13 protein-coding genes are annotated in these 12,933 nt (G+C 59.0%); 5 read left to right on the top strand and 8 right to left on the bottom strand.

What is annotated here, in order from left to right; translation table 11 throughout:
* Positions 1-45 precede the first annotated feature (45 nt).
* The 3 genes from tnpC to J4G43_RS43700 all read left to right on the top strand — a co-directional run bounded on the left by tnpC (position 46) and on the right by J4G43_RS43700 (position 3,722).
* Complete coding sequence (gene tnpC / locus J4G43_RS43710) at positions 46-1,596, top strand: IS66 family transposase (RefSeq protein WP_035681142.1); 1,551 nt, start codon at positions 46-48, stop codon at positions 1,594-1,596.
* Positions 1,593-2,243, top strand: a complete 651-nt coding sequence (locus J4G43_RS43705) for a UPF0149 family protein (RefSeq protein ID WP_063712394.1) — start codon at positions 1,593-1,595, stop codon at positions 2,241-2,243. Before tnpC ends, J4G43_RS43705 begins: the two co-directional genes overlap by 4 nt.
* A 1,164-nt stretch (positions 2,244-3,407) precedes the next feature.
* Complete coding sequence (locus tag J4G43_RS43700; protein WP_225005456.1) at positions 3,408-3,722, top strand: hypothetical protein; 315 nt, start codon at positions 3,408-3,410, stop codon at positions 3,720-3,722.
* Positions 3,723-3,797: 75 nt separating this feature from the next.
* Here the strand turns inward: J4G43_RS43700 and J4G43_RS43695 are convergent, their stop codons facing one another.
* Complete coding sequence (locus J4G43_RS43695; protein ID WP_228411363.1) at positions 3,798-4,148, bottom strand: hypothetical protein; 351 nt, start codon at positions 4,146-4,148, stop codon at positions 3,798-3,800.
* On the opposite strand from J4G43_RS43695, the gene J4G43_RS43690 reads away from it, so the two are divergent.
* Together J4G43_RS43690 and J4G43_RS43685 are read left to right on the top strand one after the other, a co-directional pair.
* Positions 4,125-4,550 (top strand): GFA family protein, encoded by a 426-nt coding sequence (locus tag J4G43_RS43690; RefSeq protein ID WP_225005833.1) that lies wholly within the window; start codon positions 4,125-4,127, stop codon positions 4,548-4,550. The genes J4G43_RS43695 and J4G43_RS43690 overlap by 24 nt on opposite strands.
* Positions 4,535-5,212 (top strand): 2OG-Fe(II) oxygenase, encoded by a 678-nt coding sequence (locus J4G43_RS43685; RefSeq protein ID WP_208088601.1) that lies wholly within the window; start codon positions 4,535-4,537, stop codon positions 5,210-5,212. The genes J4G43_RS43690 and J4G43_RS43685 overlap by 16 nt, the downstream gene beginning before the upstream one ends.
* A 543-nt stretch (positions 5,213-5,755) precedes the next feature.
* On the opposite strand, the gene J4G43_RS43680 is transcribed toward J4G43_RS43685, so the two are convergent.
* The 7 genes from J4G43_RS43680 to trpD form a co-directional block, all read right to left on the bottom strand.
* On the bottom strand, positions 5,756-6,223 hold the full coding sequence (locus J4G43_RS43680) for a hypothetical protein (protein ID WP_208088600.1): 468 nt from the start codon (positions 6,221-6,223) through the stop codon (positions 5,756-5,758).
* Between the two features lie 445 nt (positions 6,224-6,668).
* On the bottom strand, positions 6,669-7,937 hold the full coding sequence (locus tag J4G43_RS43675; RefSeq protein WP_208083632.1) for an IS256 family transposase: 1,269 nt from the start codon (positions 7,935-7,937) through the stop codon (positions 6,669-6,671).
* Positions 7,938-8,099: 162 nt separating this feature from the next.
* Positions 8,100-9,410 carry a preATP grasp domain-containing protein gene (locus J4G43_RS43670; RefSeq protein WP_028152567.1) on the bottom strand — a complete coding sequence of 437 codons (1,311 nt, stop codon included), beginning with the start codon at positions 9,408-9,410 and terminating at the stop codon, positions 8,100-8,102.
* Positions 9,411-9,437: 27 nt separating this feature from the next.
* Positions 9,438-10,073, bottom strand: coding sequence for a hypothetical protein (locus J4G43_RS43665; RefSeq protein WP_223153701.1), 636 nt, complete (start codon positions 10,071-10,073; stop codon positions 9,438-9,440).
* A gap of 140 nt (positions 10,074-10,213) precedes the next feature.
* Positions 10,214-10,474, bottom strand: a complete 261-nt coding sequence (locus J4G43_RS43660) for a hypothetical protein (protein WP_133415003.1) — start codon at positions 10,472-10,474, stop codon at positions 10,214-10,216.
* Between the two features lie 872 nt (positions 10,475-11,346).
* The gene (locus J4G43_RS43655; protein WP_014497801.1) at positions 11,347-11,532 is read right to left on the bottom strand and encodes a hypothetical protein; all 186 of its coding nucleotides are present in this window, start codon (positions 11,530-11,532) and stop codon (positions 11,347-11,349) included.
* Positions 11,533-11,771: 239 nt separating this feature from the next.
* Positions 11,772-12,785, bottom strand: a complete 1,014-nt coding sequence (trpD, locus tag J4G43_RS43650; protein ID WP_014497800.1) for an anthranilate phosphoribosyltransferase — start codon at positions 12,783-12,785, stop codon at positions 11,772-11,774.
* Positions 12,786-12,933: the final 148 nt, after the last annotated feature.

The raw sequence follows: 12,933 nt of genomic DNA, 5'->3' as shown, positions 1-12,933 counted from the left end.
CTTGTTTTGCTGGCGATTGCGAGTGCGTTCGTGTAGCTCTGCGATATGGCGCTTCGCCCCGAAGATCTCCCCTCTGACCCTGCGGCTCTTGCCGAGATGGTGCTGGCTTTCGAAGGCGAGAACGATGATCTGCGCGCAGAGATCGCCACGTTGAAGAGCCTGATCTTCGGCGCACGATCGGAGCGCGCGGCGATCGTCTGCGCCGAACAGATCGCGTTTGATCTGGAACGGACCGCCGGCTCACAGCTCCCGGCCAATGACGACAAACCGGACGCGCCGCGGCCGGAGCGGCGCAAAGCGAAGCGCAACATCGGCGCGCTGCCGGCGCATCTGCCTCGGGTCGAGCGGGTGATCGAGCCGGCGTCCACGCTGTGCCCGTGCTGCACGGGTCAGATGCATCGGATCGGCGAGGAGAGCAGCGAAGCGCTCGATCGGGTTCCCGCGTGGCTGCGTGTGCTCCGCACGATCCGTCCAAAATACGCCTGCCGCTCCTGTGAGGGCCCGATTGTCCAGGCCCCGGCACCGGCGCGGCTCGTCGAGGGCGGCATGGCAACGACGGCGCTGATCGCGCATATCGCCGCGGCCAAATATGCCTGGCAATCGACGCTCTATCGCCAGACGCAGATCCTGGCGGGTCAGGGTGTCGTCGTCGACCGTCAGACGCTGGCGCGCTGGATGGGGAGCGCGGCGTGGCTGGTCAGGGGCCTCTACGATCTGCAACTGAAGACTATGCACGGCTTCGAGCGGCTGTTCTGCGACGAGACGCCGATGCCAGTGCTCGATCCGGGACGCGGCCGCACGAGGATCTGCCAGTTCTGGGCGCACGCGACGGACGATCGGGCGTGGAAGGGGCCGGCGCCGCCGGCGGTCGCCTACGTGTTCGCAGGTGGTCGCGGCAAAAAGGAGATCGTGGCGCAGTTAGCCGGCTTCGAAGGCGTGCTGCAAGTCGACGGCTATGCCGCCTACGCCTCGCTGGCGGGCGATGCGATGATGTCGGGCCAGATCCAGCTGGCGTATTGTCTCGTTCACGCGCGCCGCAACTTCGTGAGGGTGCACAAGACGACGAACTCACCCTTCGCCGCGGAGGTCATCGAGCGCATTGCGGCCGTCTACGCGATCGAGGAGAGGATCCGCGGTCTCGATGCTGGGGAACGCCGCGCGACGCGACAGGCCGAGACGAAGCCGCTGATGGAGGCGTTGAGGGCCCGTCTGATCGCGGTGAAGGACGGGATCTCCCGCCGCTCGACGCTCATCAAGGCGATCGACTACATGCTCGAACGCTGGCAGGGCCTGACGACGTTCCTGGATGACGGGCGGCTCGAGCCGGACACCAACACGGTCGAACGATCGATCAGGCCAATTGCGATCGGAAAAAAGAACTCGTTGTTCAGTGGTGACGAAGGCGGGGGCGAGACCTGGGCGATACTCGCTTCGCTTCTTAACACAGCGAAATTGAATGGCCTCGACCCCGAGGCGTATCTCGTCGACGTTCTCGATCGCATGGTGAGCGGCGCCACGAAGACCAACCAGCTTCACGAACTTCTGGCCTGGAACTGGAAGGCCGCACGCGAAGCCGAAAAGCGGGCCGTGGCATGACGAAGCCGAAGCAAGGGCGGGGAACGCGAAAAGCACGCAAGACGACGATGGCGGACTATGCCATGTCGTTCGAACGGCTCGGGCAATGGATCAGCAAGCGCGCCAGGTCGCCGACGCTTCGGCATCCGCGGGCGACGTCGCTCTCCATGCTCGATGGCGCGGTGGCCGCGGTCGTCGCCGGGCCGGTCTCGATGGCGTCCGAGGAATGGGTGTGCCCGCTCCTCGGCGTAGATCCCGACGCCTTCAATCACGACACCGAGGAGTTCTCGGCAATCGCCGCCACGCTGATGCGCCACAACGCTATCAGCGAGACGCTGTCGACGAGACCGGAGAGCTTCGAGCCGCTGTTCGTGCGATCACCGGACGGCGAAGTCGACCCGCAGCCCTGGTGCATGGGCTTCTACGCCGTCATGAAGCTTCGGCTTCTCGTCTGGTCGCGGCTTCTCCCCCCGAATGGAACCGAACACCTTATGCTGCGGCCGATCTTGGTCCATTGCATCGACGACGCCGGTCGACCCTTGCTACCCCCGGCCCGGCGCACGCTGGGAACGCAGCCCATCATCCAAAACGCCTGGCGCAACATTCCAGCAACCGTCGAGGCCCTCCGGCAGTTCTGGATGCCTATACGCTTCAAGCGCGGTGCGTAGGCCGTCCGCACCAAGTCCGTGGCTCCGTGGGCCTCTCGTACCGTTTACCGTCGATCTCGCCATCGGCTGAGGCCGCATGTTCCGTAGAGCACGTTATCGCTACGATCGAGTCCGGAGCCGCCCAGGATTGCCGGGGCACGGCCAAACAGGCCTGCGCATATTTCAGATCTTCCGTTTTGTCGTGTTCGACCGTGGAAGACCATTGCTTCCTCCGTACCGGTCGCGAGCAAAGACGGAATACGTCAGCAACCCGGGTCACCATGCTAGCGCTGCCGTCTGCACGTCCAAAGCCCTGTCGCTGGCTTTAAGGAGCAAAGCCAACCTATGCGGCGCCTTTGAAGCAATCCGCCAATTCAGCAGCCGTGTGTATGTGAACAGCCGCTGTTTCGTTCCTGACGGCGGTGCGCAGCCTCTCAAGTGCTATGCACTTGCTATGAGGATAGGTCACAAGTGTTATACCAGCTTCTTCGGAATCTGACGGAGCAAATTCAAGAGTTGGCATGATGGTTGCTGTTAGCCAGTAAAAATTAAGAGGGGGTAACCGCGAATGCGAAGAACAGGCGAGCGGCATGCCACGAACGACCTGAGGCCCTGTGAGGTCGGTAGGCACGAATTGGATTTTACAATGCTGTACCAAGTTGACAGCGGTTCGATGAAATGGCGGCAGCAGCAACCGCGAGGGCTTCATTCATTTGCTCAGGAAGCCAAAGCTGCACCGCGCGACTAGGCGTGTCATTCGCGCATGCGGCATTAGCATCAGAATGGCATGCGCGGCGAAGTATCCAAGACGATTCTCCGCGCGCATGCTCGCCGTGGCTGCCATTGCGGCATCGGATTGCTGCTGGACTGGAAGCCAACCGGATCCTCGCCGCTCCCTCAATGAACGAAGTCCCTTCGATGCGCATGACCAGGACAGAGAAGACCGCAATCTGCCGTGGCCAGGAGAACGACGAAAGTTTGCGTGAAAGGTGAACGCAACATTAGGCCCTTTGAAGCCAATGAACTCAGCGCGGTCAATAGTCGGCCCGGACATGAAGGTAGCTTCGTCAAGGACCGTTTCGCTTCTCATCTGCAGGGAGTCAAATGATATCTCAAGCGTCTCGATTTGCACCGGATCAGCCTCCGAAGTTATCCTGCGAGTACTTGACTGAGCGAGTGCGAGCCTTGTTCGGCCCGCATCCGTTCGCCTCCCAGATGTCCGGAGACCAGGTCGCCAGCCTGCTGCCTGAATACCTAGCGATGTCACAGGCGTTCCCGTACCTGCAGGCAGGGTCGCAAAGGGACCTCATATTCGATGCAATGCATCAAAATCGGGACATTGGGAGGGACATTGAACTGACCAGCGTGGTCGCGAATTTTATCTGCTGGGATGAGACCGGTGGCCATGGCGGGATTCTCCGGGGCGGCAAGGCGGCGTTGCCCGATATTCTTTTGACAGAAAACTTTCACTCCAACCTCTTGAGAAAGGATGCTGCATGACTACTCGGCAGAGCGATAAGGCCCAACTATAGCGACAGGACGAAGCAGTACCTGCATTCTCTCTATGCCGGATTGTCATCGAAAGACCCCCTGGTTCGTTGCGCCTACATGGTCGCCTTTGAGCTCCATGCTGCAGACATGATCCAGTCGCTGTGGACCACTCTGGTCAAAACCTTCAAGGCGCGGCCGGACGATCTTGAGTATTTTCGCGGCCATGTCGGCGGAGAAGATCCCGCGGAGAAGTACCACGGAGAAATGACAGGCCGGCTGATTGGTGAACTTGTGCAGCCTGGCCTTAATGATCGCTTTTTGAATGAATTCGGCCGAGCCTATCGGCTCAGCGTCCAGTGGTGTCGCGATCTGCTCGGAACGGCGGCGCGTACGGGAGATGATCACTCCGAGATGCAACATCATGGCCGTTGTCATTGCGGCGCTATCAAATTCTACGTCAATGCACCTCGAGAGCTCTCTGCAGTTCGATGCAATTGCTCAATTTGTCAAATGTCTGGATTTGTCCACTTGCTCGTACCTGGCGATAAGCTGCGCATCGAGTGCGGCGAAGAGTTCCTCACGACATACCAGTTCAACAAGAATATTGCGCGGCACACGTTTTGCCGGCTTTGTGGCGTAAAGCCATTCTATAGGCCGAGGTCGAATCCCTCCGGGTACAGCGTAAATATCCGATGTCTGGATAGAAAGACCATCGAGCACTTAAGAATATCTGAGTTCGATGGCGCGCATTGGGAGCAAGCATTCCTGTCAATGCAGCAGGACCCGGAGTCATGCTTCGAAGATCAAAGGAGTGAGCTCGAATGGCGCGCGCAATGAAAGATAAATCCTGTCTTCTTTCAGAAGAAGTCCTGACAAAGTACCGGATTGAGCTGCTAGTAAAGGGGTCCGTCGTAATCGCCCCGCAAATGTTATTCACTCAAGACGACATAGCCAGGATCGATCAGCTGCAGGCTGAGATTCCGGAAGAAGAAGTGCGGGAGGGAGATGCGGGCGACTTGCACAGCGTCTTTGTCCAGCGCGTGAGGGTAGACCCGCCCGGCCACGCGCCTAGCAACGTGAGTGGTACTGCTTCGGGTCAGATCATGGAGCTGCTCGAAAGTAGAGATCGCAGCTTCGCGCTAAGAAAGATCTTCGGAGCATCCGCAGATTACGTGGTTCGCCGATGCCAGATGCATCGTATGCCGCCGGGGTCCTTTATCGGCATTCATTTGGATGCGGCGAGTGATCCGGATTTCGAGTACTCGGTGATTGTGCAGCTAGCGAGAGACTTCGACGGCGGTGAATTCGTGGTATATCCAACCGGGTACGAACAACACGTATTCCGGCCGCCATTTGGCGCTGTGCTTGTCACAACCTGTAAGGTCCGGCATGAGGTAAAGCCGGTATCAAGCGGGGAGCGCCGATCCCTCGTATACTTCTGTTCAAAACGCAGCGGCGTGATCCGCCGGATCATCGAGGGTTCTAACGCTCGGCCCTAGCGTGCCGCGCCTGGTATGGGTCTCTGCAAATCGTGGGCTGAGCGAGCTATCCGGGGAATTGATGGCTTTCCCATCTTGCGGGTCCTTCGTGAGGTCCGACACGAGTCTGGTCGCAAGCGATGGCTTACATTGATCGTACGCGTCCGGTGACGGCCCCTAGTTGGGCGTCTTGAGCGGATGGCCGACCTCGCTCATGGGGCATGAGCGACGTTCTGAGGTTACCAATTCCGGGCGTGAGTTCGTGGACGCGCTTGGCGAGATGATCCAGCAGGCAGGCCAGCACAAGCCTGTGGATCTAGGGCTTGGCTGTGGCGATGAAGTGATCGCTTTGGTCGTGTCATTGTTACTCCAAGCTCTGCGCCCCGATCCGGGCCTTTTCCTCGCCCGTCCATCGTCGGCGACGATCCCAGTGATCACCTCGACGCGACGATCACCTTGCTACTGGCTCGAGCATGGTATTTGCCATCGTTCCTCCTCCACGGATCCGCTCATGCCGAGCTGTATCGCGGGCGCCGAAAGGGGAGCGGTTGGGGCCTCACGCCGTTACAATGGGCCGAATATTTCCACCACAATCACCACAATCACGAGGAGAGTGGTCGCAAAGGCCATGATGACCATTCCGCTGCCCGCAGGTAGGAGGCTGAGAGGCGAGGCGATAGGATTGCAGATCGACGGCATCACACGGGGCGGGAGATTGAAACTCTCAGTGCTATCGAAGATATAGCTAGTCGGGCGTCGGGACTCACGGACCACACATCCAAAGCTGGGTTGCATCCCCGCGGAATTGTCAGCCAGCTGGTCCCGACCGGGGTTGTCCGGCGGCTGCCCGGGAACGAGCGGCGTTTGGCTGTAGTAGGGACCACCATGCTTGGAGCTCGGTGCCACCTCGCGCAGAGCAGTCTGCCTGACAAATGCGGAACTTGCGCCAGCGGCCACATTCATGGCTTTTGCAACTCCAGATGCAAGCAGAATCAAAGCCAAGTCGAACAAGATCAATCGGATCAGCCTCATTGGGGCTCCGAAGATAGCTGCTGCGGCCGCGTTCTTTGCGGCAACTCCTGCTCCTATGCAGCAATTTACGTGCCGGCAAAGTGCGGTCTTTTGGGGCCGCTTATTTCATAGTGAAACTCGCATAAACCCAAGCCAGCGAGTGCAATCGCCCATCGTATTGTCGAGTTTCAACGTAGGCGTCGCAAATCGGCCAAGCAGGACGTGCAATGCGATTAGCTTTTGGGGTCGGCAACTGCGCTGGCAGCCTTACGCCATGACGCTCGTCGCTGTACAAGCTTCGGCGCACCGCTGGTCTCGTCCGGGCCGAACAAGAGCACTCTCATAGGGCCACCATTCATCGTCCGACCAAAGCTTGCTCGGTGATTGGGGCACCTTCGTCGCCACGTGAAGGAAGGGAGGCGCGCGTTCCCGGGAGCTATGGCTGATTTTGGGTGACGCGGCCTGATCAGGCGGCGTGGCTTTCAGTGTTCGGAATGACTTCGATTCCGTCGATGAACTTTACACCGGCGATGACTTTCGGCAACTGGTTCGTGCTCTTCAATCGCCGCCAGGTCTTCGATGCGGCGTCGATGAGCTTGAACACCATCAGCTTCGCAGTTTGTTGCGACAGCGATCCCTTGGTCCGCACCGTTCGGTGGCGCACCGTGGCGAAGACGCTCTCGATCGGGTTCGAGCTGCGTAGGTGGATCCAGTGCTCAGCAGGGAAGTCGAAGAAGGCGAGCAGCGCATGGCGATCCTTGATCAGGCACTCCACCGCACGTCCGTATTTGACGTGGTATTTCTCGACGAAGACGTCGATCGCGGTTTCAGCTTCGGCCCGGTGTGGGGCCAGATAGATGTTCCGCAGGTCGTTCTTCATGGGGCCCTGCACGGATTTGGCGACCTTGTCGAGTACGTTGCTCACTTTATGGCACCAGCATCGTTGGTGCCGCGTGCCGGGAAAGGCCTCGTCCAGTGCCTTCCAGAAGCCGAGGGCGCCGTCGCCGATGGCGAGTTGCGGGGCAATCCGTAACCCGCGTTGCCGCAGGTCGATCAGGAGTTCGCGCCAGCTCTGCGCGCTCTCGCGCACGCCGACCTGGAAGCCGATCAGCTCCTTCTTGCCTTCCGGCGTGGTGCCAATCAGCACCAGCATGCATTCGCTGTGATCTTCCATGCGGGCCTGCAGGTACACGCCATCGGCCCAGATGTAGACATAGCGACGCGCCGACAGATCGCGTCTCTGCCAGCGTTCGTACTCGACCTGCCAATCGGCCTTCAGGCCGGCGATCACCGAAGGCGACAGGTTCGGCGCATCCTTGCCGAGCAGCGCCGAGAGCGCCTCCTGGAAGTCGCCGGTCGAGATGCCGCGCAAATAGAGGACCGGGATCAAGGCATCCAGGCTCTTCGTCCGCCGCGCCCATAGCGGCAGGATTGCCGAACTGAAGCGGAGGCGGTCGCCTGGCCCGCTCGCTCCGCGGTCGCGGACCTTGGGACGAGCGACCTCCACCGGACCGATGCCGGTCGCAATCTCGCGCACCGGACCGTGCCCATGTCGGACCAGGCGCGCTCGACCGTCGGGCAGCGTCAGATTGGCCTTGCTGGCCAGAAACGCGCCAACCTCGATCTCGATCGCCCTGGCAAGCAGGTCCCGCGCGCCGGCTCGAACGATATCGGTCAGTGGATCATCAACCGCGGACGGCTGACGGAAAGCAAGAACATTGGTAGTCTCGGTCATGGCGTATCGCTCTCCTCGAGAGGTTCTGGCAGGCTCGTCACCCGCCTCGATACGCCGCCTTCCTCACACCGTCATCACCCAGATTCCGCCATAGCTCGTTCCCGGTGCGCGATGGTGTATCCCAGGCTTCGAAGCGATGAATTGAGCGGCTGACGATGTTTGCTACGACTTCAATAGTCGGTGTTGCTGATCGTGGGCCGCGGGCCTGTTCGGCGCAATCACAACGCACTCCACAGTGCCAGCCTTTTCATCGGCAGCAAGCGGGATCACGCCCTCCTTACGTGTGTGGTCGAATATAAGTCCATCCTTGACGAGACGATCATGCGCCGCCCGGAAGGATGCTGATCGCACATTTCTCACAGATAAAATAACGTTACAGCCGAAATAGTCGACGCCTAGCAGCCGGACGGCAATGTTGTGTAACACCGAGCCGCCACCCCAGCGGCCGTTCGCTTCATTGAACAGCAACCGCCCGTCTTGTGCGAAAATGGCGTCGATGTTGATCATTCCGCGATACCCCAGGTCTCGCGCGAGTGCCACAAAACGGTAGGCATGGGCCTGGGCAGCTAACAATTGCTCGTCCTCCAAGTCGCTTGGAAGCTCAAGTCCCGTCCAGATCAGAGCTCTTTCGGATCGGTCTGCGCTTTTACGCAGACGTATGCTTCCACTATTGACAAAAGCGATTGATGCATCATCCTGGATTGTATACTCGAGATAGAATAAAGATCGGGCCAAGTGGTACGATTCCACGACCAGCGTCTTACACGAGGCTGTTGTCATCTCAGACCACAATGCTTCGGGATCAAACGACGGCCACGAAACCCACCGAGTATCTCTGGCTCCAGGTAGCGGATCGCTCTTATTGCTGGTCAGGATGACGTTTCCAACTCCACCAGCTCCATTATCCAACTTTACAATGACCCTGCCGGTCTCGGATTTGAGGGAGGTGACGGCTTTGAACAGTCCATTTGGGTCTGTCGCGACTGATCCATGGGGGAGCGGAAGTGCAACGCTTGTTGCCAATTGACGGAAGTGGCTCTTGCGATTCAACAGATCAGGCCCGCGCTGCAAAGCGAAGTCGTCACCGGTCTTCGGTATGCCTAGAATGGCCGCCAAGCGTGCGACGCCTTCAGTAGAGTAGCAGGGATACAATTGCCAGTCTGATTTCTGGCGAATATGTCTTTTGAGCCGCTCGACAACAGTTTTGGACAGTAACGTACAATCATCGAGGATTGTCGATTGGCGGCTCGCAGGTACAAGCAGGCGAAGAGCCGATGAATGGAAATTGAGCGTTCCGCCAATGAAGGATAACAGATCGGCCGGGATCACTACCGGAGAGACTATCAGGTCGCCCTCCTGAGCAAACCACGCTGAACGAAATGCCGAGTTGGCGGCCAGCGAAAGTTGAGCTTTTGTTAGGTGGGCGCCCGACATCTGAGGCGTACCGGCATTCATAATCAGGATTCGCGGCATTCTCGACCTCCGGACATCTGGTCGTGATCAGGATGGGATCGTCATGGCAACCACGAAGTCGTTGCCATGCCGTGGCAAGGCTCTGGGAGAGGGGAGAATTTGCGCCATCTCGATGTCACCTGCGATGCAGCGGGAGAGAACGGCCCGCCTCGAATCTGCCGATCTCAATTTATGGCTCGGCCGCGTATGAAATGATCTCGCAGAGCCCGATAAACGGGCTCTGACCAAACATGGGCGATCAGCGCTTGCGCCTCGATCCGGCAGTCGCCGCCGCTTGGTCACATAAGCGGCGGGTGCGTCTTCCCATCGAGCAACGGCTCGACCGACCAGCATTCGGCTACATTTGGATGTTCCGTAAGCACTCGCTCTATTCTTGCTGGAAAGATATTCTCGCTTGAAATAATCGAGAGTTGTTTTGCCGCGGTGAAGCGGAATAGATCCATCGGCCTCGCAGTGTCCATTGTCGCCGGCGAGGCTGGGGATCTCGAGTCGGGCTCCTCTCAGGGCACCAAACTGGCTCTCCAAGGCGCGAGCGATCCGCTCAATGTATCGATTGAGGATGACATAGCTGGACGGCTTCCGTTCGAAATGAATCGCGGTCTTGTCAAAGGTATAGGTAGCGCTTCCCTCGGCCGGGGTGGAAAAATTCAGCTTGCTATTCATGCGTGTCAGGTCCGCGCATTCTGTTTGCGCCACCCGCAACGGCCCCCCAAATCCTGACGAGGCCCCGGTCATATGCTTCGGCTGGCGCTTGTACAGGCTGTGCTCACACGGTCTTGGCGGAAGCCTGCTTTTAATGGCTGTCATGGGGTGCGAACGATGGATATCGCTCGAGGGAAATCTGCCGATCGATCGATCACTCCGCTCTGCTCAGCTGCGGTGTGCATCTTCCGGTAATGATCGGCACACCACGAAGAGGTCTTCTTGCCGCGTTTTTGATATACAGGCTCGCCGCACATATAGGCCGCTCTCATATCTCCATCTTTGAAACCGATGATGCAACGGCACTGGCCTTCAACATGATGAACTAACAGGACCTTCTTAAGGCCATCGCGGTCTTTCAACTTGCTGCTCCAGCCTGCCAAACAATTTCTTCCGATGCCGCGCTGGTCACGCGGAGTCGCCCGCGCGGGCCACTCGTCGAAACCCGCGCGGGCTCACCATCTGCCAAACCTTGCACGGTCGAAACGCCTTGCCAGGTGCGGAAAGGAGCTTGAAGGTGGCGGGTTCGGCGAACTGAGTTTTGTGCGTTGCTGCGCGAGACGAGCAGCTTCAGGAAGCGGGCGCCACCTAAGCGCTTCCGATAGACTTCCACGTCGATCAATTCTGACCTTATCGGCTCCCGTGGCGAAGTGGCCGCCGGCGGCCATATTGTCAGGATCAGAAATGCCGAACCATTTAGAGCTACGTGCGAGCTCTGGCGCCGCGATCGGAACTCGCTGCACAGCCCTCCCGAGCGAGGGACTATAGACAATGAGGAGCATGACCGGCCATCGGTCAGCGGATATGACCAGCTGAGGCATTCGCAGTCCCTCACACGATAGGTGCCACGCCCGAGAGCGTACGATTTAACGTTACGTCAGATTCAAGCCCCTTTTTTGCGGCCTATGAAAACGTGACCAAGGTAATGCTGGCCCAAGCAGTCCCCCAAGGGGCTATCGCGAACATGTAGCGCCGCCGTGAGGGGGGCGAGCCCCAGTTAATGAGGGCCATTGAGGAGAGATCCAGCGAACGCGTCGGCGGCGTACCCAACGCACGTCGCCGCTCGCTTCCGGCGAAATTTGGAGTTGCTCAGGGGGCGTATGCGGGAATCACCATCGGCGGTCAGTCTGAGAAGGCGAGATATCGAAGCCAAGCTTGGCAAGTGTTTTTGGCGTTTGCGTAAAGCGCCACGCTGGCCTGCCAGTCTCTCGGCATGTAGGCGGCAACGGCGCACCTAATGCGCTCTCAGCAGAACACGTCGTTTTGCCTCGAAAAGATGCTCATCCAGGGTATCGTGCAGCGCACGCCGCAGCTCTGGCGGGATGGAGCTATCTGTATCGATCAATTCCCGAAACTTCCGGATGATGTGTTCTATTGTTGCGATCGTTCCCAGTGTTTCCATCCTCTGCCAGGGCATCATCCATTGTCTCCTTTGGCGCGTAACGCACGTTGCGCCGCGGGTCCTCACCTCAGCAACCGGGCCGAGAACAGCCTCTAGTCGGCAAAGGGGTGGCTGTCGGACACCTGCTCAGCGCGAGTTGTTTCGTCAGCGGCGCTCACTCAAATTCCGCAGAAGTGGCGCGCATTTGCAGCTGCAATATTCTTGCGCACGTAAGCTGCACTCTTGATCGCATTAGTCGAGCCTCAGCCAGCTCAGCTTTAGGCGTTTGAAACCGCAATCAAGCGAGTCAGCCGGGCGGCTGCAGCGCCGTGATCAAGTGATTCTTGGCCAAGTGCCACGCCTTGCTGTAGGTTCGAGGCACGACCGGCCACCACCAGTGCCGCCGCCGCGTTCAAAAGTGCGGCATCACGAAAAGGGCCTGGGAGGCCGTCGAGCACTTTCTCTAACGCAATGGCATGAGACTCGCAATCACAGCTCTCCAGCGCATCGGCGCGGTAGCGGGGGAGCCCGGCTTCTTCCGGCGTCACTTCGAACGTGCGGACTGTACCGGCCTCGACCGCAGCAACAAAGCTTGTCCCGGCGAGGGATATTTCATCGAGCCCGTCCGAGCCATGAACAACCCATACCGAATCGGCACCCAGGTTCTTCAAGACGTACGCCAATGGCTGCACCCATTTGCGAGCGAAAACTCCAAGGATCTGCCGCTTGACGCCGGCCGGATTAGACAAAGCCTCGATCAGATTGAACATTGTGTGGGTTCCAAGCACGCTTCGGATCTGGCTGATGCGCTGCATCGCAGGATAGCCGGCTGACGCAAACATGAAGCCAATGCCGGCTTCGTGCACACAACGTGCGATCGCATCAGGCTTGAGATCGACCTTTACGCCTAGACTCGCCAACACGTCTGCGGTGCTTGAACGCAAAGTCGCAGCGCGGTTAACATACTTGGCGACAGGAACGCCGGCCCCGGCGACGATGAAGGAAGCGCACGTCGATACGTTGAGCGGACGCATCGCCCCGTCGCTCGCACCAGTGATATCGATGGGGTCGCATTGCATTTCCACCTTGGGCATTAAATTCCGCATTGCGGACGCGGCGCCGGTGACTTCTTCGACTGTTTCGCCGCGGACTCTCATCCCAATCAACAAGCCACCGATCTGCGAGGGAGTTGCGTCACCCGACATCATGCTGTCGAACGCTGACGCAGCCTCCTCGCGCGTCAGTATGGCGCCCGTGGCAACTTTCGCGATGATCGACTTGAGCGGTTCCATCGAACTGTGCACGTCCCTTGTCCAATCTGAGCTCCGACCGTTCAGCCAGACGTCTTTGCAGCCGAGTGCCTTGTTGCAGCTGCCTGTCTATTCGCACTCGCTATGCCGCACTTGTCCAACAGGCGGCCGACAGATGAAACGTGAGCAT

Origin of the sequence: Bradyrhizobium barranii subsp. barranii (genome assembly GCF_017565645.3) — a bacterium.
GTDB lineage: Bacteria > Pseudomonadota > Alphaproteobacteria > Rhizobiales > Xanthobacteraceae > Bradyrhizobium > Bradyrhizobium barranii.
The sequence above is the reverse complement of the archived record's forward strand: the minus strand, read 5'-3'. Positions and strand labels throughout refer to the sequence as shown.

Excerpts from the sequence above, each read along its gene's own strand:
- J4G43_RS43665 (WP_223153701.1), bottom strand. The coding sequence starts at position 10,073 with ATGAATAGCAAGCTGAATTTTTCCACCCCGGCCGAGGGAAGCGCTACC.
- J4G43_RS43690 (WP_225005833.1), top strand. The coding sequence starts at position 4,125 with ATGCAACATCATGGCCGTTGTCATTGCGGCGCTATCAAATTCTACGTC.
- tnpC (WP_035681142.1), top strand. The coding sequence starts at position 46 with ATGGCGCTTCGCCCCGAAGATCTCCCCTCTGACCCTGCGGCTCTTGCC.
- J4G43_RS43680 (WP_208088600.1), bottom strand. The coding sequence starts at position 6,223 with ATGAGGCTGATCCGATTGATCTTGTTCGACTTGGCTTTGATTCTGCTT.
- J4G43_RS43695 (WP_228411363.1), bottom strand. The coding sequence starts at position 4,148 with ATGACAACGGCCATGATGTTGCATCTCGGAGTGATCATCTCCCGTACG.
- J4G43_RS43685 (WP_208088601.1), top strand. The coding sequence starts at position 4,535 with ATGGCGCGCGCAATGAAAGATAAATCCTGTCTTCTTTCAGAAGAAGTC.
- J4G43_RS43670 (WP_028152567.1), bottom strand. The coding sequence starts at position 9,410 with ATGCCGCGAATCCTGATTATGAATGCCGGTACGCCTCAGATGTCGGGC.
- J4G43_RS43655 (WP_014497801.1), bottom strand. The coding sequence starts at position 11,532 with ATGATGCCCTGGCAGAGGATGGAAACACTGGGAACGATCGCAACAATA.
- J4G43_RS43705 (WP_063712394.1), top strand. The coding sequence starts at position 1,593 with ATGACGAAGCCGAAGCAAGGGCGGGGAACGCGAAAAGCACGCAAGACG.
- J4G43_RS43675 (WP_208083632.1), bottom strand. The coding sequence starts at position 7,937 with ATGACCGAGACTACCAATGTTCTTGCTTTCCGTCAGCCGTCCGCGGTT.
- trpD (WP_014497800.1), bottom strand. The coding sequence starts at position 12,785 with ATGGAACCGCTCAAGTCGATCATCGCGAAAGTTGCCACGGGCGCCATA.